Below are 25,930 nucleotides of genomic sequence, written 5' to 3' on the forward strand. Positions count from 1 at the left end.
TCGGGGCCGGCGTCACTCACCGATGCCGCGGCGGAGTTCCCACATCTGCAGCGTCGACGACGCGTTCAGTGCCCACTCAACGCCGGTGATGTTGTCGCGGGCAGCGACGTACTGCTTGCCCTGCCAGAGCGGCAGGATCGGCACGTCGGCGGCCATGATCTCCTGGACCTTCTCGAAGTCCTTGGTGGTGCGCTCCCGCTGCTCCTGCTGGCGGGTTCTGGAGATCAGGCTGTCGATGGTCGAGTTGCGGTACGGAGCGCCCGCACCCATGAAGTTGTCCTTGCCGAAGAACGGGGCCGAGTAGTTGTCGGGGTCGGCGAAGTCGGGGAACCAGCCCATGCCGTAGACGGCGTAGTCCCCGCGCTTGGCCGCCGGGTTGTACTTGCTCCACGGCGCGCCCTCGGCCTTGGCGTCGAACAGCCCGGAGTCGTTGAGCTGCTTCTTCAGCGCCTCGAACTCCTGCTTGGTCGCCGTGCCGTAGTGGTCGGTCGTGTAGTGCAGGGTGATCTTGACCGGCTTGGTGATCCCGGCGCCGCGGAGGATGTCGCGGGCCTTCTTCGGGTCCGGGTCGTTGTACACGTCGTAGAAGGCGGTGGAGTGACCGCCCATGCCGCGCGGGACGAGGGAGTACAGCGACTCGGCGGTGCGCTGGTAGACCTCGCGGGTGAGCTGGTCGCGGTCGACGACCTGCGCGATGGCGCGGCGGACCGCCTTGTTCTTCACCGCGGGGTCGTTGGTGTTGAAGCCGAGGTAGCGGATTTCCTGGCCGCCCTGCTCGACGAACTTGATGTTCTTCGGCGCGCGCACCCGCAGCCGGGTGACCTGGTCGGGGCTGAGGCTGCGGCTCATCAGGTCGATGCGGTCGCCCTTGAGGGCCTTCTCCATCGCGACGCCGGTCTTGTAGTAGCTGACCTCGACCTTGTCGTTCTGGATCTTCAGGGCGCCCTTGTAGTGCTTGTTACGGGTGTAGACCGACTTCACGGCCTGGCCGTCCTTGGTCTGCACGTCGAGGGCGTACGGGCCGGAGCCGACGATCTTCAGGCCCTTGTAGAGGCCCTTGGCCGGATATTCATCCTTGTCGACGATGGCTGCCGCGGCGGTGGCGAGCTTCGACGGGAAGGTGGCGTCCGGGGACTTCAGGTGGAAGACGACCTCCTTCTCGCCGGGGGTCTCGACCTTGTCGATGTTGGTGAGCAGGCCGTACGGGCCGTTCTCGTAGTGGATGCCGAGCATCCGGTCGAAGGAGAACTTCACGTCCTCGGAGGTGAGGTCGTGCCCGTTCGAGAACTTCAGCCCGTCGCGCAGGGTGCAGCGGTACTGCGCGCTCTCCTTGTCGCTGAACTCGCAGCTCTGCGCCGCGTCCGGCTCCGGCTCCGTACCGGTGCGGGGCATCCGCATCAGCGTCTGGAAGGTGTTCTGCAGCACGTTCCAGGTGTTGATGTCGTACGCCGCGACCGGGTCCAGCGGCGCGGGCGCTTCCTTGGACACCTGCAGGCCGTCCGTGGTGCCCACGCGGATGGCGTCGCCCTCGCTGTCGGAGCCGCTGTCGTCGCCGCATGCGGCGAGCACAGGGGCAAGAAGTCCGATCAGTGCAGCGGGCACCACCAGCGTCTTACGGATCATCGTCGGCTTTCTCCCTCATCAAGTTCCCCGCAGACCTTAGTGCGCCTCTGAAGGCGCAATACGCCGCAGTGAACTTGGAGGAAATCACTCCCCGAATACACGCGATAGCGCTGCGATATCCCACCCGCGGAATCATCCTCGCGGATGGGACCAAACGGGACACAAGGCAGGCTCCAGCACCCTCGCGCGCGGCGCAGGAGCATAGCCGACCACGCCTGTCGACCCCTTCGCAAGTGACGAAGCTCACTTTGTCAACAAGGTGCCAGAGGGCCGGAATTCAGCCATCCGGCGGCCTTCCGGCGGCCTACGACTAATTGTTGAAGCGGTGCGGAAGCGGTGTCGGCGGGGCCGGTGAATTCTCAGTGCATGTGCTTGATCACGGAGCGCAGAAAAGGCAGATCGACTTCTTCGAGGGAACGCACGACATGCCGCCCGGCGGCCGGCTCGATCGGCACCACGGACGGCACCGCGACCACCCGGCACCCGGCGGCCTCGGCGGCCGCGACGCCGGTCACGGTGTCCTCCACCACGGCGCAGCGGGCCGGATCCACGCCGAGTCCGGCGGCGGCCATCAGGTACGGGTCGGGGTGCGGCTTCGTACGGGTAAGGCCGGCGTCGTCGCCGGCGACGGTGAGGCGGAAGTTCTCGGCGCCGAGGGAGTGCAGCATCCGGTCGATGATGCGGCGGTGCGAGGCGGAGACCAGCGCGGTGGGGATGCCGTGCGCGGTGAGCTCCTTCAGCAGCCGGCGGGCGCCGGGCATCAGCTCTACGCCGCGGCCGATGCGGTGCTCGAACCTGTCGTTGAGCAGGACCGTCAGCTCGGGCAGGGCGATGTCGGCACCGGTGGCCTCGATGAGGTACGCGGCGCTGCGCGACATAGGGCCGCCGACGACGACCTCGCGATGCTCGTCGCCGAGCACGTAGCCGAGGTCGGCGAAGACCTCGGACTCGGCGTCCCACCAGAAGCCCTCGGTGTCGACGAGGGTGCCGTCCATGTCCAGCAGCACGGCCTCAAGTCCTGCGCCTGCCGCCGAACGGGTGTCGACCGCCGGGATGCTGCTTGTCATCCGTCCACCTCCCACAAGGGGCGCGAAGGCCGGTCGCCTGGGGCGACCGGCCTGATACTGGACCGACAAGTGTACGACGGGCGCTCGGGGAGCGCCGTGTGAGATGTGGTACCCACCCGCCCGTTGCTCTCACACAGCAACGGGCGGGTGGGTGGGCACGGTCAGCGGGCGTTGAAGTACTTCGCTTCCGGGTGGTGGATGACGATGGCGTCCGTCGACTGCTCCGGGTGGAGCTGGAACTCCTCGCTCAGCTTTACGCCGATGCGCTCCGGCTCCAGCAGTGCGGCGATCTTGGCGCGGTCCTCCAGGTCGGGGCAGGCGCCGTAGCCCAGTGAGAAGCGGGCGCCTCGGTACTTCAGGTCGAACATGCCCGCCATCTCCGCCGGGTCCTCCCCCGCGAAGCCGAGCTCGGCGCGGACGCGGGCGTGCCAGTACTCCGCGAGGGCCTCCGCCAGCTGGACGGACAGGCCGTGCAGCTCCAGGTAGTCGCGGTACGAGTTCGACTCGAAGAGCTTCGCGGTCTCCTCGCCGATCCGGGAGCCGACCGTGACGACCTGGAAGCCGATCACATCCGTCTCCCCCGAGTCCTCGGGGCGGAAGAAGTCCGCCAGGCACAGGCGGCGGCCGCGGCGCTGGCGCGGGAAGGTGAAGCGGGTGCGCTCCGAGCCGTCCTCGTGCAGGACGATCAGGTCCTCGCCCTTGGAGACGCAGGGGAAGTAGCCGTGTACGACCCCGGCCTCGAGCAGGTTCTTGGTGTGCAGCTCGTCCAGCAGAGCGCGGAGCCGCGGCCGTCCCTCGGTCTCCACCAGTTCCTGATACGAGGGGCCGTCGCCCTTGCGGTTCTCCTTCAGCCCCCACTGGCCCTTGAACAGCGCGCCCTCGTCCAGCCAGGACGCGTACTCCTTGAGCTGGATGCCCTTGGAGACCCGGGTGCCCCAGAACGGCGGCTCCGGGACCGGGTTGTCGACCGCGACATCCGAGCGGACCGGGCCCTCGTCCTCGCCGGCCGCCGGCACCGCAGCGGTCGCCTTCTTCGGCACCCGCCGCTGCTTCAGCTCCGGCAGCACCGCGCCGGGCACGCCGCGCTTGACGGCGATCAGCGCGTCCATCAGCCGCAGCCCCTCGAAGGCATCGCGCGCGTAGCGGACCTCGCCCTCGTAGATCTCGTGCAGGTCCTGCTCCACGTACGCGCGGGTCAGCGCCGCCCCACCGAGGATGACCGGGAAGTCGGCAGCCAGCTTGCGCTGGTTGAGCTCCTCCAGGTTCTCCTTCATGATCACCGTGGACTTCACCAGCAGCCCGGACATGCCGATCACATCCGCCCGGTGCTCGGCCGCGGCGTCCAGGATCGCGCTCACCGGCTGCTTGATGCCGAGGTTGACGACGTTGTAGCCGTTGTTGGACAGGATGATGTCGACCAGGTTCTTGCCGATGTCGTGGACGTCGCCGCGGACCGTGGCCAGCACGATCGTGCCCTTGCCCTCGTCGCCCTCGATCTTCTCCATGTGCGGCTCGAGGTACGCGACGGCGGTCTTCATCACCTCGGCGGACTGCAGCACGAACGGCAGCTGCATCTGCCCGGAACCGAACAGCTCACCGACCACCTTCATCCCGGCCAGCAGCGTGTCGTTGACAATGTCCAGCGCCGCCCGCTCGGCCAGGGCCTCGTCGAGGTCGGCTTCGAGGCCGTTCTTCTCGCCGTCGATGATCCTGCGCTGCAACCGCTCGTCCAGCGGCAGCGCGGCCAGCTCCTCCGCCTTCGAGGCCCGCAGCGACTTGGCGGTGGCGCCCTCGAACAGCTCCATCAGCTTCTGCAGCGGGTCGTAGCCCTCGCTGCGCCGGTCGTAGATCAGGTCGAGGGCGGCGGTCACCTGCTCCTCATCGAAACGCGCGATCGGCAGGATCTTCGAGGCGTGCACGATCGCCGAGTCCAGGCCAGCCTTGACGCACTCGTCCAGGAACACGGAGTTCAGCACGATGCGGGCGGCCGGGTTCAGGCCGAAGGAGATGTTCGACAGGCCGAGAGTGGTCTGCACGTCCGGGTGCCGCTTCTTCAGCTGCCGGATCGCCTCGATCGTCGCGATGCCGTCCTTACGGGACTCCTCCTGGCCCGTGCAGATCGTGAACGTCAGGCAGTCGATGAGGATGTCGGACTCGTTGATGCCCCAGTTCCCGGTCAGGTCCGCGATCAGCCGCTGGGCAATGGCGACCTTGTGCTCGACCGTACGGGCCTGCCCCTCCTCATCGATGGTCAAAGCGATCAGCGCGGCGCCGTGCTCCTGCGCCAGCTTGGTGACCTTCGCGAAGCGCGAGTCGGGGCCGTCCCCATCCTCGTAGTTGACCGAGTTGATGACGGCCCGGCCGCCGAGCTTCTCCAGCCCGGCCTGGATCACCGGCACCTCGGTGGAGTCCAGCACGATCGGCAGCGTCGAGGCGGTGGCGAAGCGCCCTGCCAGCTCGTTCATGTCCTCTACGCCATCGCGACCGACATAGTCGACGCACAGGTCCAGCATGTGCGCGCCCTCGCGGATCTGATCGCGCGCCATCTCCACACAGTCGTCCCAGCGGCCCTCCAGCATGGCCTCACGGAACTTCTTCGACCCGTTCGCGTTCGTCCGCTCCCCGATCGCCAGATACGAGGTGTCCTGGCGGAAAGGCACCGTCTGATAGAGCGACGCGGCACCGGCCTCCGGCTGCGGCTCCCGATCGACCGGGCTGAGATCGCGGACCCGCTCCACGACCTGCCGCAGATGCTCCGGCGTAGTACCGCAGCAACCGCCGACCAGCGACAGCCCGTACTCATTGACAAACGACTCATGCGCGTCAGCCAGCTCCCGCGCCGTCAGCGGATAGTGCGCGCCGTCCTTGCCAAGCACCGGCAGACCCGCATTCGGCATACAGGTCAGCGGAATCCGCGCATGCCGCGCCAGATACCGCAGGTGCTCGCTCATCTCGGCGGGCCCGGTAGCGCAGTTCATGCCGATCAGGTCGATGCCCAGCGGCTCCAGCGCCGTCAGCGCCGCCCCGATCTCCGAGCCGAGCAGCATCGTCCCCGTCGTCTCCACCGTCACCGAGACGATCAGCGGCAGATCCGCACCGGTCGCGGTCAGCGCGCGCCGGGCGCCCAGCACGGCGGCCTTCGTCTGCAGCAGGTCCTGCGTGGTCTCCACCAGCAGCGCGTCAGTGCCGCCGGCGATCATGCCTTCGGCGTTCTGTTGGTAGGCGTCCCTGAGGGTGGTGTACGGGGCGTGGCCCAAGGTCGGCAGCTTGGTGCCGGGGCCCATGGAGCCCAGCACCCAGCGCAGCCGGCCGTCCTTGGCCGTAAAGCCGTCGGCGGCCTCGCGGGCGATGCGCACGCCGGACTCGGACAGCTCGTAGATGCGGTGCTCGATGTCGTACTCGGCGAGGGCGGAGTAGTTGGCGCCGAAGGTGTTGGTGCCGACGCAGTCCACTCCCGCGGCGAAGTACTCCTCGTGCACCGAGCGGACGATGTCCGGGCGGGTGGCGTTCAGGACTTCGTTGCACCCCTCCAGCTGCTGGAAGTCCTCCAGCGTGGGGTCCTGCGCCTGGAGCATCGTGCCCATGGCGCCGTCGGCGACGACGACGCGGGAGGCCAAGGCCTCGCGGAGGGCGGTGGCGCGGGCCTGCTGGGCGCCTTCTGCGGTGGCGGCTGGCGTGGGCACGGTCGGCTGCGAAGCCATGGAGAGTCTCCCTGGAGTGCGACGGCTGTCGGCTATGCGCGGCCCGCACGCGGGGCGACGCACCCGGCCAGCGTACTCGGCGCCTGTGACGGGTAGCGCACGGGTTTTGCTCCCGGGCGCGCCATGGGCGGCAATGCCCGCTAGTGTTTGGCATTGCCGACCGGTACTGAGAGCACGGGAGGGCTTCCACCGATGGCACGTTCCATCCAGTCGCTTGAGCGGGCGGCTGCGGTGCTGCGGCTGCTCGCGGGAGGCGAGCGGCGGCTCGGCCTGTCCGAGATCGCCTCCGCGCTCGACCTCGCCAAAGGGACCGCCCACGGTCTGCTGCGCACCCTGCAGCAGGAGGGCTTCGTGGAGCAGGAGCCGGCCTCCGGCCGCTACCAGCTGGGCGCCGAGCTGCTGCGCCTGGGCAACAGCTACCTCGACGTGCACGAGCTGCGCGCCCGCGCACTGCCCTGGACCGACGACCTGGCTCGCTCCAGCGGCGAGGCGGTCTTCCTCGGGGTGCTGCACCAGCAGGGCGTGCTGATCGTGCACCACGTCTTCCGCCCCGACGACAGCCGGCAGGTGCTGGAAATAGGGGCCATGCGGCCGCTGCACTGCACGGCGCTCGGCAAGGTGCTCGCCGCGTACGACCCGGTGGCGCACGCCGAGGCGCTCGACGTCGGCATGGAGCCGCTGACCTCGCGCACGCTCACCGAAGCGGCGGATTTCGAGCAGGAGCTGAACCTGACCCGGGCCCGCGGCTGGGGCGGCGATGTGGAGGAGACGTGGGACGGCGTCGCGTCGATCGCGGCGCCGATCCACGACCGCCGGCGGATGCCGGTGGGGGCCGTCGGGCTCACCGGAGCGGTGGAACGCGTGTGCTCAGAAGGCGAGCTCAGGGCCGATCTGGTGGCCGCCGTACGGGACTGTGCGCGCGCCGTTGCCAGGGATCTGGGCGCCGACCGGTTCTAGTGGATCTTCACGAGTGAGTTACCTCTCACACACCTCTTGACGCACCGGTTACAGCGGGGAAAACTGCCGTTCGACGGTCGGCATTGTCGAACGCCTGACGACATTAGTCGTAGGATGGACGTCCGCGGACCGGATATCACTCATCTGGATCTGACAGACAAAGGAGTCGCGGGTGTCCAGCTCCGACATTCTCACTGGCGAGATCATCGGCACTGCGGTGCTGATCCTCCTCGGTGGCGGCGTGTGCGCCGCGGTTACGTTCAAAAAGTCCAAGGCCTTCGAGGCCGGCTGGGTCGCCATCGCGCTCGGCTGGGGTTTCGCGGTCATGACCGCCGCCTACATCTCGGGTCCGGTCTCCGGCGCCCACCTGAACCCGGCCGTCACCGTCGGCATCGCCATCAAGGATGACGACTGGAGCGACGTCCCGCTCTACTTCCTCGGCCAGATCATCGGCGCCATGATCGGTGCCGTGCTGGTCTGGATCGCCTACTACGGCCAGTTCCTCGCCCACCTCACCGACCGCGAGGTCGTCGGCGGCCCGGGCGCCCAGGACCTCAAGGCCGTGGAGGCCCAGGAGAAGGGCGCGGGCCCCGTGCTCGGCGTCTTCTCCACCGGCCCGGAGATCCGTAACACCTGGCAGAACCTCGCCACGGAAATCATCGCCACCATCGTCCTGGTGCTCGCCATCCTCACCCAGGGCCTGTCGGCCGACGGCAAGGGCCTCGGCGTCATCGGCGCCCTGATCACCGCCTTCGTCGTGGTCTCCATCGGCCTCTCGCTCGGCGGCCCGACCGGCTACGCCATCAACCCGGTCCGCGACCTCGGCCCGCGCATCGTGCACTCGCTGCTGCCGCTGCCGAACAAGGGCGGCTCCGACTGGTCGTACGCCTGGATCCCGGTCGCCGGGCCGCTTATCGGCGGCCTGCTCGCGGGCGGCATCTACCAGCTCGCGTTCGCCTGATCGCGGCAGAGATACGGCTAAGCACCCGACACAACGACGTTTCGGAGAAACAGTGACCGACGCACACACCGCAGGCCCCTTCATTGCCGCGATCGACCAGGGCACCACCTCTTCCCGCTGCATCGTCTTCGACAAGGACGGCCGCATCGTCGCCGTCGACCAGAAGGAGCACGAGCAGATCTTCCCGAAGCCGGGATGGGTCGAGCACGACGCCAAGGAGATCTGGACCAACGTCCAGGAGGTCGTCGACGGCGCCGTCAGCAAGGCGGGCATCACCTCCGCCGACGTGAAGGCCATCGGCATCACCAACCAGCGCGAGACCACCCTGCTCTGGGACAAGAACACCGGCGAGCCGGTGCACAACGCCATCGTCTGGCAGGACACCCGCACCGCCGAGCTCTGCCGCGAGCTGGGCCGCAATGTCGGCCAGGACCGCTTCCGCCGCGAGACCGGCCTGCCGCTGGCGTCGTACTTCGCGGGCCCGAAGATCCGCTGGCTGCTGGACAACGTCGACGGCCTGCGCGAGCGCGCCGAGGCCGGTGACATCCTCTTCGGCACCATGGACTCCTGGGTCATCTGGAACCTGACCGGCGGCGTCAACGGCGGCGTGCACGTCACCGACGTCACCAACGCCTCCCGCACCCTCCTGATGAACCTGCACACCATGGCGTGGGACGAGAAGATCCTCGCCTCCATCGGCGTGCCGGCCGCGGTGCTCCCCGAGATCCGCTCCTCCGCCGAGGTCTACGGCGAGGCCACCTCCGGCTCCCTGCAGGGCGTCCCGGTCGCCTCGGCGCTCGGCGACCAGCAGGCGGCCCTCTTCGGCCAGACCTGTTACGCGGAGGGCGAGGCCAAGTCCACGTACGGCACCGGCACCTTCCTGCTGATGAACACCGGCGACGAGCCGGTCAACTCGTACAACGGCCTCCTCACCACCGTCGGCTACCAGATCGGCGACAACAAGCCGGTCTACGCCCTCGAGGGCGCCATCGCCGTCACCGGCTCGCTGGTGCAGTGGATGCGCGACCAGATGGGCCTCATCTCGACGGCTGCCGAGATCGAGACCCTCGCGCTGTCCGTCGAGGACAACGGCGGCGCGTACTTCGTCCCGGCGTTCTCGGGCCTCTTCGCCCCGTACTGGCGGGACGACGCCCGCGGCGTCATCGCGGGTCTCACGCGCTACGTCACCAAGGCGCACCTCGCCCGCGCGGTGCTGGAGGCCACGGCCTGGCAGACCCGCGAGATCGTCGACGCCATGACGAAGGACTCCGGCGTCGAGCTGACGGCCCTCAAGGTCGACGGCGGCATGACCTCCAACAACCTGCTGATGCAGAACCTCTCGGACTTCCTGGACGCCCCCGTGGTGCGCCCCCTGGTCGCCGAGACCACCTGCCTCGGCGCGGCCTACGCCGCCGGCCTCGCCGTCGGCTTCTGGCCGGACACCGACGCGCTGCGCGCCAACTGGCGCCGGGCCGCGGAGTGGACGCCGCAGATGGACGACGACACCCGCAAGCGCGAATACAAGAGCTGGCTCAAGGCCGTCGAGCGGACCATGGGCTGGATCGAAGAAGACAGCAAGGAGTAGTTCGACATGAGCACCCCGCAGAGCACCGTCCCTGCCCTAGGGACGCACCCGGCTGCCGGTCCTAACCAGGGCCGCGCCGAAACCAGAGAGCTGCTGTCGCGTGCGACGTACGACCTCCTGGTCATCGGCGGCGGAATCCTGGGCACCTCTGTCGCCTGGCATGCCGCGCAGTCGGGTCTGCGGGTGGCGATGGTGGACGCCGGCGACTTCGCCGGCGCCACCTCCTCCGCCTCCTCCAAGCTCGTCCACGGCGGCCTGCGCTACCTGCAGACCGGGTCCGTCAAGCTGGTCGCGGAGAACCACCATGAGCGCCGGGTGCTGGCCAAGGACGTGGCCCCGCACCTGGTCAACCCCCTTACCTTCTACCTCCCCGTCTACAAGGGCGGCCCGGTCGGCGCCGCCAAGCTGGGCGCGGGCGTCTTCGCGTACTCGGCGCTGTCGGCCTTCGGTGATGGTGTGGGCCATGTGCTGTCGCCTTCGAAGGCGCAGGCTGCGAACCCGGCGCTGCGGACCGACGGCCTGAAGGCCGTGGCGGTCTACCACGACCACCAGATGAACGACTCGCGTATGGCCGTGATGACGGTCCGCGCGGCGGTCGAGTCGGGTGCCGTGGTCCTCAACCACGCCGAGGTCACCGGGCTCCGCTTCACCGACGGCAAGGTCTCCGGCGCCGAGCTCAAGGACCGCATGGACGGCACCGAGTTCGGCGTGAACGCCCGCGTCGTGCTCAACGCAACCGGGCCGTGGGTCGACCACCTGCGCAAGATGGAGTCCGCCAACGCGGCCCCGTCGATCCGGCTGTCGAAGGGCGCGCACATCGTCCTCAAGCGCAAGTCGCCGTGGAAGGCCGCGATGGCCACCCCGATCGACAAGTTCCGCATCACCTTCGCGCTGCCTTGGGAGGACCAGCTGCTGCTGGGCACCACCGATGAGGTGTACGACGGTGACCCGGCCGATGTCCGCGCCGAGGAGAAGGACATCCAGCAGATCCTGGATGAAGCCGCCTTCTCGGTACGCGACGAGGACCTGGACCGCTCGCTCATGACGTACGCCTTCGCGGGCCTGCGCGTGCTGCCGGGCGGGCCGGGCGGCGTCGAAAAGGCCAAGCGGGAGACGGTCGTGACGGAGGGCGCCGGCGGCATGCTCTCGGTCGCGGGCGGCAAGTGGACGACGTACCGCCACATCGGCCGCGTCGTCATGAACAAGCTCGCCCACCTCCCCGGCAGCCTCCTCGCCGACGACATGGAGCCGGTGAAGTCCCTGGTCCGCCGCACTCCGCTGCCCGGCATCGCGAACCCGAACGCGGTGGCGCACCGGCTGCTGGTCGACCGCGACCCGGGCGCCCGTATGGACCCGCTCACGGCGCGGCACCTCGCCACGCACTACGGCTCGCTGTCGTTCGACATCGCCCGTCTGGTCAACGAGAACCCGGCGCTGGGCGAGCGCATCCACCCGGATGGGCCGGAGATCTGGGCGCAGGTGGTGTACGCCCGCGACCACGAGTGGGCGGAGACGGTCGACGACGTGCTGCGCCGCCGTACGACGCTGACCATCCGCGGGCTCGACACGGACGAGGTCCGCGACGGCGTCGAGAAGCTGCTGGCGGCCCGCCACCAGGGCTGAGTCCTGGGCTCAGTCCTGGGCTGAGCCGCAGAAACTGCTGAGGGGAGAGGCGCCACGGGGGCGCCTCTCCCCTCAGTCTTACCCCATAATGTGCGGCAGACCTCGGATGTCTATCGGATGTCTGAGAAGCGTCTGGCGGCGTCCGAGGGGACCGGACTGGGAGGGTGCACATGGCGGTCACCGATGAGGCGATCGAGAAGATCAAGGGAATGATCGTCTCCGGCGCGCTGCGCCCCGGCGACCGGCTCCCGAAAGAGGCCGAGCTCGCCGCTGACCTGGGCCTCTCGCGCAATTCGCTGCGCGAAGCGGTACGGGCGCTGGCCCTGATGCGGATCCTCGACGTGCGCCAGGGCGACGGCACGTACGTCACCAGCCTCGACTCCCAGCTCCTGCTGGAAGCCCTGGGCTTCGTCGTCGACTTCCACCGCGACGACACCGTCCTGGAACTCCTGGCCGTCCGCCGCATCCTGGAGCCGGCGGCCACTGCGCTTGCCAGCGCACGGATTGATACGGCGGAGCTGGACGCCCTGGAGGCAGAGCTGGAGGAGCTGGGCCCGGCGCCGTCGGTGGAGGATCTGGTCGCCTGCGACCTGGAATTCCACCGGCGGATCGTCCGGTCGTCGGGGAATTCGGTGCTGTCGTCACTGCTGGACGGGTTGTCGGGCCCGACAGCGCGTGCGCGCATCTGGCGCGGCCTGACGCAGGAGGATGCGGTGAGCAGGACGCTCACGGAGCATCGGGCGATCTTGGCGGCGCTGCGGGCTGGGGATGCGGAGGCTGCGCGGTCTTGGTCGACGGTGCATATCGCGGGTGTGGAGCTGTGGCTTAAGCGCACGCTTTAGCGGTAGCCGCTGCGTGCGGTTGTTCGGTGGGCCGGGGGGCTTGGCATCGGATAGTGACGGCCGCGCCGCCGTCGTGCGCTTGAGCTCGGTGCGAGAAACGGATGGCCTCCTGCGTGGGAGTGGGGAGGCGGGGCACGTTGGGCTGCCGGGCGGCGGAGCCGAGGGCGGGAAGGAAGGCGGCGGAGCCAAGGGCGGGGAGGGTGCGTACAGCCTGCAAGACGGGGAGGGGGCGTACGGCTCTGGGGCGGGGCGCACGAACACCGTTCGTGCGCTCTTTTTCGTGTGGGTGTGTCGGGGGCCGGGGTACCTAAGGGCCTACAGCGGAGGGTCTGGCCAGCAGCACCCCCCGAGGGCAGGCACCGTACCTAGGCACCAGGCCCCCAGACACACCCACACGAAAAAGAGCGCACGCCAACCCCTCGCACGCCCCCGACAAAGGCACGCGCCCCCTCCCCCAACACCGCCACCCGGCAGCCCAACGCGCCCCGCCTCCCCACGCAGGAGGCCATCCGTTTCTCGCACCGCCCCCGACGGAAGACGGCATCGCGGCCGTCACCATCCGATGCCAAGCCCTCCGCACCCCAGGCCAGACCAGACCACCCCTGGCCAGGCCAGGCCACCCCACCCCAGACCGTCAGTCCTGCTTCTCCCCACTCGCAAACCGCGAGATCACCAACGCCACAATGATGATCGCCCCGTTAATGAACTGCGTCCAAAGCGCAGGCACCCCACCCAACGTCATCACGTTGATCACCAACTGCAACGTGAGCACACCGGTAAGCGCACCGAACAGCGTCCCCCGACCACCCCGCAAGCTGATCCCGCCGATCACAGCCGCAGCGAAGACCTGGAAGATCCACCCGTTGCCCTGATTGGCCGACACCGACCCGTAGTGCCCGGTATAGAGCACCCCAGCAAAGGCGGCGAGCATGCCGCCCACGCACAGCACGACCCACGTAATCCGATCCACGCGAATGCCCGCTGCCCGCGCAGCCTCCGGATTACCCCCGATCGCATAGAGCGACCGCCCGTGCCGGAAATACCCGAGCACGACACCGCCGATGGCGAACAACCCCAGACACAGCCACACAGCCGCCGGCGCCCCGAGCCAATCAGCACGCCCCAGATACGCGAACGAATCCGGCACCGTAACGATCGACTGCCCCTCGGAGATGCCCACATGCAGCCCCCGCAGCATCGTGAGCATGCCAAGCGTCGCGATAAAGCCATTCACCCGCAGCTTCAAGATCAAGAAGCCATTCAAGAGCCCGATCAGCCCACCCACCGCCAGGCACACAGGCACCGACATCCACGAAGGCAGCAGCTCAAGGCCCGTGAAACGCCCACTCGCCGGCAGCACCAGCCACAGTGCGATCACGGGAGCGACGCCGATCGTCGACTCCAGCGACAGGTCCATCCGCCCGCTGATCAGGATCAGCGCCTCCCCCAGCACCAGCAGCCCCAGCTCCGTGGACTGCTGCACCACCCCGATCAGGTTGTCCGAGGTCAGGAATGCCGGCGAAACAATGAAACCGATGACACCCAGCACAAAGATGACCGGCACCAGCGAGAAATCTCGCCAGCGCGCGAAGTCCACATCAAAGTGCATGCCGGCGACGCGGAGTTGCGGCCCGGTCGTGTTCGCCGCCGTCTCCTTCTGCACGCGGTCCGCCGTCTCGGTCATGAGTCCTCCGTCTTTCCGGACTGAGCGCCGCGCGCACCGCCGGGCGCACCGCCGGGCTCGAAGCCTTCCATCGCCGCGACCAGCTCCCGGTCGCTCCAGCCACTCCCGAATTCCGCCACCGTCCGCCCGTGGAACAGCGCCAGCACCCGGTCGCACACCCGCAGGTCGTCCAGCTCGTCGGAGACGATGACGGCGGCGGCGCCGGAATCGGCCACCCGTCGCACCACGCCCAGCAGCGCGTCCTTGGACTTCACATCGACCCCCGCGGTCGGCCGGATCGCGACCAGCACCCCCGGATCGCGCGCGAGCGCCCGCGCGATCACGACCTTCTGCTGGTTGCCGCCCGACAGACCGGACACCTCCTGGCCGGGCCCGGAGGTCTTGATATCCAGCGAGTCGATCATCCCCTGCGCGAATTCCCGTGTACGCGACGGCAGCACGGTCCCGTACGGCCCGAGCTGATCGGCCACCGTGAGCGTCGCGTTCTCGGCGACGCTGCGCGTGAGTACGAGCCCCTGCCGATGCCGGTCCTCCGGTACGTAACCGATGCCGGCCTCCAGCGCATGCGGCACGCTTCCGGTGCGGACGTCGCTCCCCCGCACGCTGATCCGGCCGCCGTCCGGCGCCCGCATGCCGACGAGCGTCTCGCCGATGGCGGTGTTGCCGCTGGCGGCGGCGCCCGCGAGGCCGAGCACCTCGCCCGGGCGTACCGCGAGGTCGATCGGGTCGTACGAACCCGCCAGCGCCAGCGACTCCGTGCGCAGCACCGGCTCGAGTTCCGCCGGAGACGGGCCGCCCTGCGGGCCGACGCCCGCCGCCGCCCCGTCGGCCACCGCGCCCTCGCCGGTCATGGCCGCCACCAGCTCCGCCTTCGGCAGGTCGGCGACCGGCGCCGTGACGATGTGCCGCGCGTCGCGATAGACGGTGACGGTGTCGCAGAGCTCGTAGACCTCCTGGAGGTGGTGGGAGATGAACAGGAACGCCACGCCCTGGTCCTGCAGCTCCCGCAGCTTTGCGAAGAGCCGGTCGATGCCGCCGGCGTCGAGGCGGGCCGTCGGCTCGTCGAGGATGATCAGGCGGGCGCCGAAGGACAGCGCCCGCGCGATCTCCACGAACTGCCGCTGTTCGACACCGAGATCCTTGGCCCGCTCGCCCGGCTCGACCGCCACGCCGTACTCGGCGAGCAGCGCCTGCGCGCGGGCGCGCAGCTCGCGCCAGCGGATGGGGCCGGTGCCGGGGAAGCGCCCCAGATACAGGTTCTCGGCGACCGTCAGATCCGGGACGATCATCGACTTCTGGTAGACGCAGGCGGCCTTCGCCCGCCAGGCGGAGGTGTCGCCGTACGGCGGGGCGGGCTCGCCGCCGAAGGTGACGGAGCCCGCGTCGGGGCGGGCCATCCCCGTCAGTACGGAGACGAGCGTGGACTTGCCCGCGCCGTTGCGGCCGACGAGGGCGTGGGCCTCGCCGGGGCGCACGGTGAGGTCCACGCCGTCGAGGGCGGTGGTCGGGCCGAAGCGTTTGACGACGCCTTCGGCCCGTACTGCTGCGTGCATGGTCAGCATCTGCCTTACTTCTCGAGCTGGTTGGCCCAGAGCTTCGGGTCGTCGACGTTGTCCTTGGTGACGAGTGGTGCGGGCAGCTGGTCCTCGAGGCCGTTCGGGATCTTTACGATGGTCGATCCGTGGTCGGTCTTGCCGGGCTTGAACTCCTTGCCCTTGAGCGCCTGCTGGGCGTAGTACAGCGCGTACTTCGCGTAGAGGTCGGCCGGCTGCGAGACCGTCGCGTCGATCTGGCCCTTCTTGATGGCGTCGAACTCCTGCGGGATGCCGTCGTTCGAGACGATCGTGATGTGGCCGTCCTCGCCGGCCGGCTTGAGCAGCTTCTTCTGCTTCAGCAGCGAAAGGGTCGGCTGCAGATAGACGCCGCCCGCCTGCATGTAGATGCCGTCGATGGTCTTCTCCTTGGCGAGGACGCTCTGCAGCTTCGCGGAGGCGACGTCGCCCTTCCACTCGGTCGCGAGCTCGAAGACCTTGATGTCCGGGTACTTCTCGTCCATGCACTGCTTGAACGCCTGCGAGCGCTCCCGCCCGTTGATCGAGGCGAGGTCGCCCTGGAATTCGACGACCTTCCCCTTCCCCTTCAGCTGCTTGCCGAGGTAGTCGCAGGCCTTGGTGCCGTACGCCTTGTTGTTGGCGCGTACGACCATGTAGACGTCGCCCTTGTCGGGGCGGGTGTCGACGCTGACCACCGGGACGTCCTTGTCCGCGAGGCGGTCGAGGGTGGAGGCGATGGCGCCCGTGTCCTGCGGGGCCATGACAACAGCCTTCGCGCCCTGGTCGGTGAAGGTCTGGACGTTGGCGACCAGCTTGCCGATGTCGTTCTGGGAGTTGGTGACGGGCAGCGCCGATACGACGCCGTCCTTCACGCCCTTGTCGATGTACTGGCGGTAGGAGTTCCAGAAGTCGCTGTCCGTACGCGGCATGTCGATGCCGACCTTGCCGGACGCGCCGCCGCCCTTGCCGTCGTCGCTGCCGCGGTTGCAGCCCGCCAGCGCCGTCACTGCCAGCAGCACGGCGCAGCCCGCCGCGGCGGTGCTTCGGAGGGTTCTCATCGGGTGGCTCACTTCCCCTTGGTGGTCGGGTGTTCCGCCGGACCGGCCGGTTCGTGGGGGCCGGGGATTCATCGGAGGCCTGACATTCATCCGATGTATATCCGCGGTGCCGGGTCAACGTCCAGAGGCGTGCACGGGGGATGCGGGCGGGGGTGGGGAAGGCTCTAGGCTGGGGCCGCACGCTGCGGCTGTTTTGGGCACGGAAAGGGAGGCACTGGGTGATCGAGCTGGAGGGGGTTCCCGAGCTGGTCGACCCGGTCATGATCTGCGCCTTCGAGGGCTGGAACGACGCGGGCGACTCCGCGTCGGCTGCCGTTGGCCACCTCGACCGGGAGTTCAAGGGAGAGGTGTTCGCCGCACTTGATGCGGAGGACTACTACGACTTCCAGGTGAATCGTCCGACGGTCTTCCTCGAGGACGGCGTCCGGAAGATCACCTGGCCGACGACACGGCTGTCGTACGCGCGCATCCAGGACTCGAACGGCAAGGGCAAGGCCCGCGACCTCGTGCTCGTCCGCGGCATCGAGCCCAGCATGCGCTGGCGCTCGTACTGCAATGAGCTCCTCGGCTTCGCCCACGAGTTGGGCGTGGAGATGGTGGTGCTCCTGGGTGCCCTGCTCGGCGATACGCCGCACACCCGGCCGGTGCCGGTGAGCGGCGTGACCTCGGACGCGGATCTCGCGGAGACGATGGACCTGGAGGAGACCCGCTACGAAGGCCCGACGGGCATCGTGGGTGTGCTCCAGGAGGCGTGCACGCACGCGGGGGTGCCGACGGTGTCGCTGTGGGCGGCGGTGCCGCACTACGTATCGCAGCCGCCGAACCCGAAGGCGACGCTGGCGCTGCTGAACCGTCTGGAGGACCTGATCGACGTCCGCATTCCGCTGGGCGAGCTCCCGGAGGACGCGCGGGCGTGGCAGCTGGGGGTGGACCAGCTGGCGGCGGAGGACAGCGAGGTCCAGGAGTACGTGCAGTCCCTGGAGGAGGCGCGGGATACGGCGGAGCTGCCGGAGGCCTCCGGCGAGGCGATCGCTCGGGAATTCGAGCGGTATTTGCGGCGGAGGGATGGGGGGCCGGGGCAGGCGGGCCCGTACTTCCGGGACCCCGGCACGGGTCCGACTTCGTCGGAAAAGGACGACGGCGGGGAAGAGGACGAGTAGCCCCCACCCACCCGCCCGTTCCTCCGTGCGACAGCGTGCAACGCCGCGCTCCGCGCGGAATCGCGCCTGCGGCGCTCGTCCTCAAACGCCGGACGGGCTTGAGGCGGCACCGCGCCTGACGGCGCTCGCCCTCGGACGCCGGGTGGGCTTGAGGCGGCACCGCGCCTGACGGCGCTTGCCCTCGGACGCCGGGTGGGCGTGAACTGCCGCTCGCCCACCTCTCCCGGAACGGGGCCCACCCCCTGCCGTTGGGAGCAACGGGCGGGCGGGCACAGCCCTCCGTACGACCCGAACGCAACCCGCCCACCCATCGCACACAGCAACGGGCGGGCGGGTGGGCTCACCTAAAGCGCGACCCCAAGCAGCGCGTCCACCGCGCGCGACACCAGTCCCGGCGCACCCGGATCCGAGCCGCCCTCCTCGATCTGCAGCTCCGCCCAGCGGTCGACCGCCGCCAGCGCGGCAGGCGCATCCAGATCGTCCGCCAGCGCCGCTCGTACCTCCTCGATGCAGCCCTCCGCAGGAGCCCCGTCAGGCCGCGACACCGCCGCCCGCCACCGGGCCAGCCGCCGCTCCGCCTCCGACAGGACCGAAGCCGTCCACTCCCAGTCCGCCCGGTAATGCCGCGACAGCAGCGCCAGCCGAATCGCCGCCGGCTCCACCCCATCCCGGCGCAGCTGCGACACAAAGACCAAGTTCCCCTTGGACTTCGACATCTTCTCGCCGTCGAGCCCGACCATCCCGGCATGCACATACGCCTTCGCGTACGGATACTCCCCGGTCAGTGCCTGCGCATGCGAAGCCCCCATCTCATGGTGCGGGAACGCCAGATCCGACCCGCCCCCCTGCAGATCGAAGCCCATCCCGAGATGCTCAAGCGCGATGACCACACACTCGATGTGCCACCCGGGCCGCCCATCCCCCAGCGAGGCCCCGTCCCACGACGGCTCCCCTTCGCGCGCGGCCTGCCACAGCAGCGGATCGAGCGGATTCTTCTTCCCGACCCGGTCGGGATCCCCGCCCCGCTCGGCCGAGAGCAGACGCATCGCGGCGGCATCCAGCCCCGACACCGACCCGAAGTGCGGATCGGCCTCGACCGAGAAGTAGACATCCCCTTCGAGGTCGTACGCGGCCCCCGCCGCCCGCAGCCGCTCCACCATCGGCACGATCCGCGGTATGGCCTCGACCGCACCCACATAGTGCTTCGGCGGCAGCATCCGCAGCGCCGTCATGTCCTCCCGGAAGAGCGCCGTCTCCCGCTCCGCCAGCCCGGTCCAGTCCTCGCCGTCGCGCACCGCCCGCTCCAGCAGCGGATCGTCGATGTCGGTGACGTTCTGCACGTAATCGACCTGGTGCCGCTTGTTGTCCAGCCAGACCCGCTGCACGAGGTCGAAGGCGTTGTACGTCGCCGCGTGCCCAATGTGGGTGGCGTCGTACGGCGTGATGCCGCAGACGTAAAGGCGGGCGACGGGACCGGGCGCGAGCGTCGTGAGCTCGCCGGTCGCGGTGTCATGGATCCTCAGGTCCTTGCCGGCGCCAGGCAGCGCGGGGACCTCGGAAGCGGGCCAGGCATACATACCCATGAGCCTAACCGTCAGGTCATAGGCCCTACACCTCGGATCATGACCTAGATCGGCGGCCAGGGAATCGCCGGCCAGTTCCCGCTCGGCTCCGGATGCCGCCCCGTCGCGAGCAGCGCCGCCAGGCGCTCCCGTACGGCCGCCAGCTCGGCCGCCGTGATCAAGGCGGCCAGTCGGGTGGCCAGCGGCGCACCGTCCGCCAGCTCGCCGCCCAGGCGCCGCAGCACCGCCGTGATCTCCTCCGGCAGCGGCTCCCCCGCCCAGCCCCACAGCAGGGTCCGCAGCTTGTCCTCCGCGTTGAAGGTCACGCCGTGATCGATCGCATAAAGGTGGCCGTCCGCGGTCGGCAGCAGGTGCCCGCCCTTCCGGTCCGCGTTGTTGATCACCGCGTCCAGTACGGCCAGCCGGCGCAGCCGCTCGTCATCCGCGTGCACCAGCAGCGCCGTACGCCCGCCGCCCACGTCGGCGAAGCCGACCGCCTTCCAGCCCTCTCCCGGCTCCTCGCCCTCGACCAGGGCGAGCAGCTCGTTTCCCTCCTCCGCGGCGTCGATCCACAGCTGGCACATGCCCTCGCCGTACGGCCCGTCCCGCAGCAGCGTCGGCGGGACGAGATCCCAGCCGCTCGCCCGCGACATCTCGTACGCCGCCACCTCCCGCTGCGCGAGGGTGCCGTCGGGGAAGTCCCACAGCGGGCGCTCCCCGGCCACCGGCTTGTACACGCACTCGGCCTTGGTGCCGCCGTCCTCGATCGTGCACAGCAGCGCCGAGTTCGACGACTCGCGGATCCGGCCGACGACGGTGAGCTCGCCGTTCTTCAGCAGGTCGTACGAGGCGGGGCTCACTCGCCGCGGCGGTATCCGTTCTGGCGCGGACATACGTGTCCCTCCGGGTCGAGCGGCAGGCTGCACAGCGGGCAGGGCGGGCGGCCGGCATTGACCACCTCGTGGGCGCGCTTGGCGAAGGCCCGCGCCATCTGGCCGGTGAGGTGCACCCGCAGCATCGGCGGGCCGTTCTCGTCGTCCTGGAGCAGCGCCTCCTCGGCGGCCGCCAGGTCCTCGTCGGAGTCGGCGTCCAGCTCGACCAGCGCCTGCGCCTCGACGATCATCCGCTCGGCGTCGCCGTCCCAGGCCAGCGCCATGGTGCCGACCCTGAACTCCTCCTCCACGGGATTGTCCAGCGGCGCGCTGTCGCTCAGCTCCGAAGGCGCCACGGCGGGGACGGCGGTGGACCCGCCGGTGCGCCGTACCACCTCGTCCAGGAGCTCGTCGATGCGCTCGGCGAGCGCCACCACCTGGGCCTTCTCCAGCGCGACGCTGGTCGTACGGTTGCCGCTCGACGCCTGCAGATAGAAGGTGCGGCGACCGGGCAGACCTACCGTGCCCGCGACGAAGCGGTCCGGCGGGTCAAAGAGGTACACCTCACGAGGCACGTCCTGCTCCGATTGCTCGTCGTACGTTCTCATTCGGCCTGACTGGCCCAGCCACCCTACTGCGCCCGTCGATCACGATGTGCCGGCACCGCCGCCGACGGCGGCATCGGACTCGCCGCCCTCCTTGGGGCCCTCCTCGGCGGGGGCCAGGCCCGCGAGTTCGCCCGTATCGCCGACGCGGACCACGAACGGGCGTATCGGCGTGTAGCTGACGGCGGAGACCGAGCAGGGCGCTACGGCGATGCGCTGGAAGAGGTCCAGGTGCAGGCCGAGGGCGTCGGCGAGCACGGACTTGATGATGTCGCCGTGCGAGCACATCAGGTAGACCGCGCCGGCGCCGTGCTCCGCCTCAATGCGCTCGTTCCAGTCCCGTACCGCCTCGACCGCGCGCGCCTGCATCGCGCGCATCGACTCGCCGCCGGGGAAGGCCGCGGCGGAGGGGTGCACCTGGACGGTGCGCATCAGCGGCTCCTCGGCGAGCTCGGCGAGCTTGCGGCCCGTCCACTCGCCGTAGTCGCACTCGCCGATCCGCTCGTCGGTGTGCACCGGGGTGTCCGGGAGCGCGGCGCGCAGCGGGCGCAGCGTCTCCTGGCAGCGCTCGAGCGGGCTGGTGACGATCGCGGCCAGCGGGAGGCCGGCGAGGCGCCCGGGCAGCGCGGCGGCCTGTTCGGTGCCGCGCTCGTCCAGGGGCACGCCGGGGGCGCGGCCGGCGAGGACGCCCCGGGTGTTGGCGGTGGACCGGCCGTGCCGGAGAAGGAGCAGCGTGGGCATGGCAGCCAGCGTACGACGGTGGGCGTGGACGGCGGGAAAGCGCAAAAATGAACAGTGTGATCGTGGACTGCGCGCTGTACCGGGACGGCCGCCGCGCGAGCGGGGGCAAGGCGGACTTCGCCGTGGCCTACGCCGCGGCGCTGAAGGACCCGGACGCGTTCGTGTGGCTGGGGCTGCACGAGCCGACCGAGGCGGAGTTCGCCGAGGTGACCCGGCAGGTGCGGCTGCATCCGCTGGCCGTCGAGGACGCCCTCAACGCCCACCAGCGGCCGAAGCTGGAGCTCTACGACGAAGCGCTCTACCTGGTCCTGAAGCCGGTGCGGTACGACGAGCCGAGCGACACCGTGCACGTGGGCGAGATCAACGTCTTCCTCGGCGACTCCTTCGTGATCACCGTCCGGCACGGCCCCGCCAACCCCCTGGGCACGGTGCGCGCCCGCCTGGAGCAGACCCCTGACGTGCTCACGCACGGCCCGACGGCGGTGATGTACGCGGTCTGCGACGCCGTCGTCGACAACTACCTGGACGTGGCGGACGAGCTCCACGACGACCTGAGCCAGCTGGAGGAGCAGGTCTTCCAGCCGACCTCCACGCGCAGCGGCCGGAACAGCACGAACACCGCCGCCCTCATCTACAACTTCAAGCGCCAGACCCTGGAATTCCGCCGCGTCACCTTCGGCCTCATCGAGCCGATGCAGCGCCTCGCGCGGGCCGCCGTGCCGCATGTGCCCGAGGTCGCGCGGCCGTTCTTCCGCGATGTCAGCGACCACCTGATCCGCGTCACCGAGCACGTGGAGTCGATTGACCGGCTGGTCACGGACGTACTCCAGGCCCATCTCGCACAGACCGGGGTGCGCCAGAACGACGACATGCGGCGCATCTCCGCGTACGCCGCGATGGCCGCCGCGCCCACGGTGATCGGGTCCATCTACGGGATGAACTTCGTGCACATGCCGGAGCTCAAGTGGGTGTGGGGCTATCCGGCGGTGCTGACGCTGATGGTCGTGGCGGTGGGGCTGCTGTATCGCTTCTTCAAGAACCGCGGGTGGTTGTGAAGCCGGCTGGCGGTGGCCCTTATGCCGGCACCTGCTCCGCCGCCGGGGGTGGGCCGCCGAGGGCGTTGCGGTGCTCGGGCATCTTCAGCTTCACCATGCGCCGCCAGCCGCCGGACCGCTCATAGCCGTACGCGCCGGCGATGCCCGCGCTGATGGCGGTCCGCTTGGCTGCCGGCCATTCCAGGATGCGGGCCATGTGCTGCATCACGGCATGGCTGACGTCGCGGTAAATGCGGATCTCGGCGAGCGCGGATTCCCGGAGCGTGCGCTGAATGAGGCGGGCGTGCCCGGCCTTGGCGAGGGCCAGCAGCTCCTCATTGCAGTACGCGAGGTGGTTGTCCTCGTCGTGGGAGATCATCCGCACCGCCCGGCCGACGTCCGGGTGGTCGCCGAAGAGCTTCAGCAGCTGCTGCATCTGCTCGCTGGCGCGCTGCTCGGTGACCCGGCTGTGCGCCAGGTAGACGATGATGTCGCGCTCACTGAGCTGGTCGTCGCGGCGCAGCTGGTCGTGGGCGAGGCCGATGCCGATGCCTTCGAGCAGCATGGTGTAGTCGGTCTCGCCGGGGACGGTGACGGGCTCGAGGCCGCGCTTCTTGAGGAGCGCATTGAAGATGCGGCCGTGCTTGTCCTCGTCGGCGCCGTGGCGTACGACCTTCGGGGCCAGCTCGCGGTACGAGTCGGGGACCAGGGCTGCGATGCGGGCGTTTTCCCAGCCCCCCTGCGCCTCGCCCGCGGCGGCGATCGAGCAGAACAGCCGGAAGGATTCGTCGTGGTCGAGGATCTCCTGGTAGATCGCCTTGGCCGAGAGCATGCGCTGCCTCCTTGCGAACACAACATCTACCCGAATGTCGAGTGAAATACGGTGTGCTGAAAGGCGCAACAGGCCAGGAAGCGGACTCCGCCAAAAGGAGGAAGCCGTAACCGATCCGGCGATGACGCGTTGAGCTGGGTGACGGCCGTGGCGGGGAAGACCCCCCGAGCCCCCACCACGGCCGCAGGCTTCTCTTCTTATACGGGTCGGTCTTAAACGGGTCGGTCTTATGCGACCCCGGCGCGCTCCAGCGCCTCGACCCCCGCGCGCAGCCCGGCGAGCCGCTCCTCGAGCGAGAATCCGGCCGGGGCGAGCGACAGATTGGTCACGCCGGCGGCGGCGTAGGCCTGCATCCGGTCGGCGATGCGCTCGACCGGGCCGAGCAGGGTGGTCGAGTCGATCAGCTCGTGGGGCACCGCCGCGGCGGCGCCCTCCTTGTCGCCGGCCAGGTATTTCTCCTGGATCTCGGCGGCCTCCTTCTCGTAACCCATGCGCTGCGCCAGCTGGTTGTAGAAGTTCTGCTTCCTGCTGCCCATGCCGCCGACGTAGAGGGCGGTGTACGGGCGGAACTGGTCGCCGAGCGCGCGGGGGTCGTCGCCGACGGCGAGCGGGACGGTGGGCACGACGTCGAAGCCGTCGAGGTCCTTGCCGGCCTTGGTACGGCCCGCCCGCAGGTGGGTGAGGGCGGTCTCCTCGACGTGCTCGGGCGCGCAGAAGATCAGCAGAGCACCGTCGGCGATCTCGCCGGTCTGCTCCAGGTTCTTCGGGCCGATGGCGGCGATGTAGAGCGGGATCCGCTCGCGGACCGGGTGCACGATGAGCTTGATCGGCTTGCCGGGGCCGTCCGGCAGCGGCAGCGTCCAGTGCTCGCCCTCGTGGGTGAGGCGCTCGCGGCTCATGGCCTTGCGGACGATCTCCACGTACTCGCGGGTGCGGGCGAGCGGCTTGTCGAACTTCTGCCCGTACCAGCCCTCGGAGACCTGCGGCCCGGAGACGCCGAGGCCGAGGCGGAAGCGGCCGCCGGAGAGGCTGTCGAGGGTGGCAGCGGTCATGGCGGTCATCGCCGGGGTGCGGGCCGGGATCTGGAAGATGGCGGAGCCGATGTCGATCCGCTCGGTCTGGGCGGCCACCCAGGAGAGGACGGTGGCGGCGTCGGAGCCGTACGCCTCGGCGGCCCAGCAGACGTCGTAGCCGAGGCGGTCGGCCTCCTTGGCGACCGCGAGATTGTCCGCGTCCATGCCGGCGCCCCAGTAGCCGAGATTGATGCCGAGCCGCATGCGCACACCTGTCCCTTACTAACGAGTAACGTGTTCTGTGGCGGACTCTAGCGCGCCGGGCGGGGACGCGTCAGGGGGCGTCCCGGGCGGAGTTGTCCACAGGGTGACGCGGGGCGGGGCCCCGGCCCAGTAATCTCAACGCACATGGAGCTCAGGCATCTCGGCCGTACGGGCCTTCGCGTGTCCCGGATAGGACTCGGCACCCTCACCTGGGGGCGGGACACGGGTGAGAGCGACGCTGCGGCGCAGCTGAAGACGTTCTGGCAGGCGGGCGGCACGCTCGTCGACACGGCCGACGTGTATTCCGACGGCGGGTCGGAGTATCTGCTCGGCCGGCTGCTCGGCGACCTGGTCCCGCGCCGCGACCTGGTCATCGCCACGAAGGCGGGCAGCGTGCCCGACCCGGACCGCCGCTTCGACGGCTCGCGCGGCCATCTGCTGGCGGCGCTGGACGCGTCGCTGGAGCGCCTGGGCACGGACCACGTCGACCTGTGGCAGGTGCACGCCTTCGACCCGGCCACGCCCCTGGACGAGACGCTGCAGGCCCTGGACATCGCGGTGGCGAGCGGCCGCGCCCGGTATGTGGGCGTGAGCAACTTCTGCGGCTGGCAGCTGGCGAAGGCTGCCACGTGGCAGCAGGCGGCCGCGGGCCGTACCAAGCTGGCGTCGACGCAGATGGAGTATTCACTGCTGCAGCGCGGCATCGAACGCGAGGTGCTCCCGGCGGCGCTCGACCTGGGCGTGGGCCTGCTCCCCTCGTCCCCGCTGGGCCGCGGGGTCCTCACGGGCAAGTACCGCAATGACGAGCTGCCGCCCGACTCGCGCGGCGCGTCGGAGCACATGGCGCCCTTCGTCGCCCCGTACCTGGACGAGGACGCGAGCCGCATCGTGGATGCGGTGGCCACGGCGGCGGACGGCCTGGCGGTGTCTCCCCTGGAGGTCGCCCTGGCCTGGATCCGCGACCGCCCCGGCGTAGCCGCCCCAGTAATCGGCGCGCGCAACGCCGAGCAGCTCTCCGCGGCGTTGTCAGTGGAGGGCCTTACGCTTCCAGTCGAGATCTGCCAGGCGCTGGACGACGTCTCAGCCCCCCTACACCGCTACCCGGACCAGGACTGGAGCACCCTGTGACCGACCCGACCGCCCCACACCCCGCGGACGCCGCGCCCGCGGCGGATGCCCCGGAAGGTACGGAT

At 69.6% G+C, this 25,930-nt stretch carries 20 protein-coding genes; 8 read left to right on the plus strand and 12 right to left on the minus strand.

Going from position 1 to position 25,930, the window contains the following annotated elements:
- Nucleotides 1–12: 12 nt before the first annotated feature.
- The 3 genes from ACNNMR_RS06630 to metH form a co-directional block, all read right to left on the minus strand.
- Nucleotides 13–1,623 carry an ABC transporter substrate-binding protein gene (locus ACNNMR_RS06630; RefSeq protein ID WP_419993582.1) on the minus strand — a complete coding sequence of 537 codons (1,611 nt, stop codon included), beginning with the start codon at nucleotides 1,621–1,623 and terminating at the stop codon, nucleotides 13–15.
- A gap of 359 nt (nucleotides 1,624–1,982) precedes the next feature.
- A complete protein-coding gene (locus tag ACNNMR_RS06635) occupies nucleotides 1,983–2,690 on the minus strand; it encodes an HAD family hydrolase (RefSeq protein ID WP_419993583.1) in 708 nt (235 codons plus the stop codon).
- Nucleotides 2,691–2,851: 161 nt separating this feature from the next.
- Nucleotides 2,852–6,391: a methionine synthase gene (gene metH, locus ACNNMR_RS06640; RefSeq protein WP_419993584.1), complete on the minus strand. Its 3,540-nt coding sequence runs from the start codon at nucleotides 6,389–6,391 to the stop codon at nucleotides 2,852–2,854.
- A gap of 192 nt (nucleotides 6,392–6,583) precedes the next feature.
- Between metH and ACNNMR_RS06645 the strand changes: the two genes are divergently transcribed.
- The 5 genes from ACNNMR_RS06645 (at nucleotide 6,584) to ACNNMR_RS06665 (ending at nucleotide 12,359) form a co-directional block, all read left to right on the plus strand.
- Nucleotides 6,584–7,348, plus strand: coding sequence for an IclR family transcriptional regulator (locus ACNNMR_RS06645; protein WP_419993585.1), 765 nt, complete (start codon nucleotides 6,584–6,586; stop codon nucleotides 7,346–7,348).
- A gap of 172 nt (nucleotides 7,349–7,520) precedes the next feature.
- Nucleotides 7,521–8,309, plus strand: coding sequence for an MIP/aquaporin family protein (locus ACNNMR_RS06650; protein ID WP_419993586.1), 789 nt, complete (start codon nucleotides 7,521–7,523; stop codon nucleotides 8,307–8,309).
- Nucleotides 8,310–8,361: 52 nt separating this feature from the next.
- Nucleotides 8,362–9,894 carry a glycerol kinase GlpK gene (glpK, locus tag ACNNMR_RS06655; RefSeq protein WP_419993587.1) on the plus strand — a complete coding sequence of 511 codons (1,533 nt, stop codon included), beginning with the start codon at nucleotides 8,362–8,364 and terminating at the stop codon, nucleotides 9,892–9,894.
- Nucleotides 9,895–9,900: 6 nt separating this feature from the next.
- Nucleotides 9,901–11,517, plus strand: coding sequence for an FAD-dependent oxidoreductase (locus ACNNMR_RS06660; RefSeq protein WP_419993588.1), 1,617 nt, complete (start codon nucleotides 9,901–9,903; stop codon nucleotides 11,515–11,517).
- A 170-nt stretch (nucleotides 11,518–11,687) separates the two neighbouring features.
- Nucleotides 11,688–12,359, plus strand: coding sequence for a FadR/GntR family transcriptional regulator (locus ACNNMR_RS06665; protein WP_419993589.1), 672 nt, complete (start codon nucleotides 11,688–11,690; stop codon nucleotides 12,357–12,359).
- Between the two features lie 634 nt (nucleotides 12,360–12,993).
- Here the strand turns inward: ACNNMR_RS06665 and ACNNMR_RS06670 are convergent.
- Genes ACNNMR_RS06670 through ACNNMR_RS06680 form a run of 3 tightly spaced genes read right to left on the minus strand, consistent with a single transcriptional unit; the run spans nucleotide 12,994 to nucleotide 16,654 of the window.
- Nucleotides 12,994–14,043, minus strand: coding sequence for an ABC transporter permease (locus tag ACNNMR_RS06670; protein ID WP_419993590.1), 1,050 nt, complete (start codon nucleotides 14,041–14,043; stop codon nucleotides 12,994–12,996).
- Nucleotides 14,040–15,605: a sugar ABC transporter ATP-binding protein gene (locus ACNNMR_RS06675; RefSeq protein ID WP_419993591.1), complete on the minus strand. Its 1,566-nt coding sequence runs from the start codon at nucleotides 15,603–15,605 to the stop codon at nucleotides 14,040–14,042. Before ACNNMR_RS06675 ends, ACNNMR_RS06670 begins: the two co-directional genes overlap by 4 nt.
- Nucleotides 15,606–15,610: 5 nt before the next feature.
- A complete protein-coding gene (locus tag ACNNMR_RS06680; RefSeq protein WP_419993592.1) occupies nucleotides 15,611–16,654 on the minus strand; it encodes a sugar ABC transporter substrate-binding protein in 1,044 nt (347 codons plus the stop codon).
- 218 nt (nucleotides 16,655–16,872) lie between these two features.
- On the opposite strand from ACNNMR_RS06680, the gene ACNNMR_RS06685 reads away from it, so the two are divergent.
- Nucleotides 16,873–17,814, plus strand: a complete 942-nt coding sequence (locus tag ACNNMR_RS06685; protein WP_419993593.1) for a PAC2 family protein — start codon at nucleotides 16,873–16,875, stop codon at nucleotides 17,812–17,814.
- Between the two features lie 344 nt (nucleotides 17,815–18,158).
- On the opposite strand, the gene mshC is transcribed toward ACNNMR_RS06685, so the two are convergent.
- From mshC to ACNNMR_RS06705, 4 genes are all read right to left on the minus strand, one after another.
- A complete protein-coding gene (gene mshC / locus ACNNMR_RS06690; RefSeq protein ID WP_419993594.1) occupies nucleotides 18,159–19,391 on the minus strand; it encodes a cysteine--1-D-myo-inosityl 2-amino-2-deoxy-alpha-D-glucopyranoside ligase in 1,233 nt (410 codons plus the stop codon).
- A gap of 50 nt (nucleotides 19,392–19,441) precedes the next feature.
- The gene (locus ACNNMR_RS06695) at nucleotides 19,442–20,269 is read right to left on the minus strand and encodes an SCO1664 family protein (RefSeq protein ID WP_419993595.1); all 828 of its coding nucleotides are present in this window, start codon (nucleotides 20,267–20,269) and stop codon (nucleotides 19,442–19,444) included.
- On the minus strand, nucleotides 20,233–20,823 hold the full coding sequence (locus ACNNMR_RS06700; protein WP_419993596.1) for a DUF3090 domain-containing protein: 591 nt from the start codon (nucleotides 20,821–20,823) through the stop codon (nucleotides 20,233–20,235). Before ACNNMR_RS06700 ends, ACNNMR_RS06695 begins: the two co-directional genes overlap by 37 nt.
- A 72-nt stretch (nucleotides 20,824–20,895) precedes the next feature.
- Nucleotides 20,896–21,594 carry a histidine phosphatase family protein gene (locus ACNNMR_RS06705; RefSeq protein ID WP_419993597.1) on the minus strand — a complete coding sequence of 233 codons (699 nt, stop codon included), beginning with the start codon at nucleotides 21,592–21,594 and terminating at the stop codon, nucleotides 20,896–20,898.
- A gap of 47 nt (nucleotides 21,595–21,641) precedes the next feature.
- On the opposite strand from ACNNMR_RS06705, the gene corA reads away from it, so the two are divergent.
- A complete protein-coding gene (gene corA / locus ACNNMR_RS06710) occupies nucleotides 21,642–22,649 on the plus strand; it encodes a magnesium/cobalt transporter CorA (protein ID WP_419993598.1) in 1,008 nt (335 codons plus the stop codon).
- A gap of 19 nt (nucleotides 22,650–22,668) precedes the next feature.
- Here corA and ACNNMR_RS06715 read toward each other — a convergent pair whose 3' ends face one another.
- Both ACNNMR_RS06715 and ACNNMR_RS06720 read right to left on the minus strand, forming a co-directional pair.
- Nucleotides 22,669–23,460, minus strand: coding sequence for a ferritin-like domain-containing protein (locus ACNNMR_RS06715; RefSeq protein ID WP_419993599.1), 792 nt, complete (start codon nucleotides 23,458–23,460; stop codon nucleotides 22,669–22,671).
- A gap of 227 nt (nucleotides 23,461–23,687) precedes the next feature.
- Nucleotides 23,688–24,737, minus strand: coding sequence for an LLM class F420-dependent oxidoreductase (locus ACNNMR_RS06720; RefSeq protein ID WP_419993600.1), 1,050 nt, complete (start codon nucleotides 24,735–24,737; stop codon nucleotides 23,688–23,690).
- A 144-nt stretch (nucleotides 24,738–24,881) separates the two neighbouring features.
- Here ACNNMR_RS06720 and ACNNMR_RS06725 point away from each other — a divergent pair, with 144 nt between their 5' ends.
- On the plus strand, nucleotides 24,882–25,865 hold the full coding sequence (locus ACNNMR_RS06725; RefSeq protein ID WP_419993601.1) for an aldo/keto reductase: 984 nt from the start codon (nucleotides 24,882–24,884) through the stop codon (nucleotides 25,863–25,865).
- Nucleotides 25,866–25,930: the final 65 nt, after the last annotated feature.

The sequence above is a fragment of the Streptomyces boninensis genome (assembly GCF_048572725.1).
GTDB lineage: Bacteria > Actinomycetota > Actinomycetes > Streptomycetales > Streptomycetaceae > Streptomyces > Streptomyces boninensis.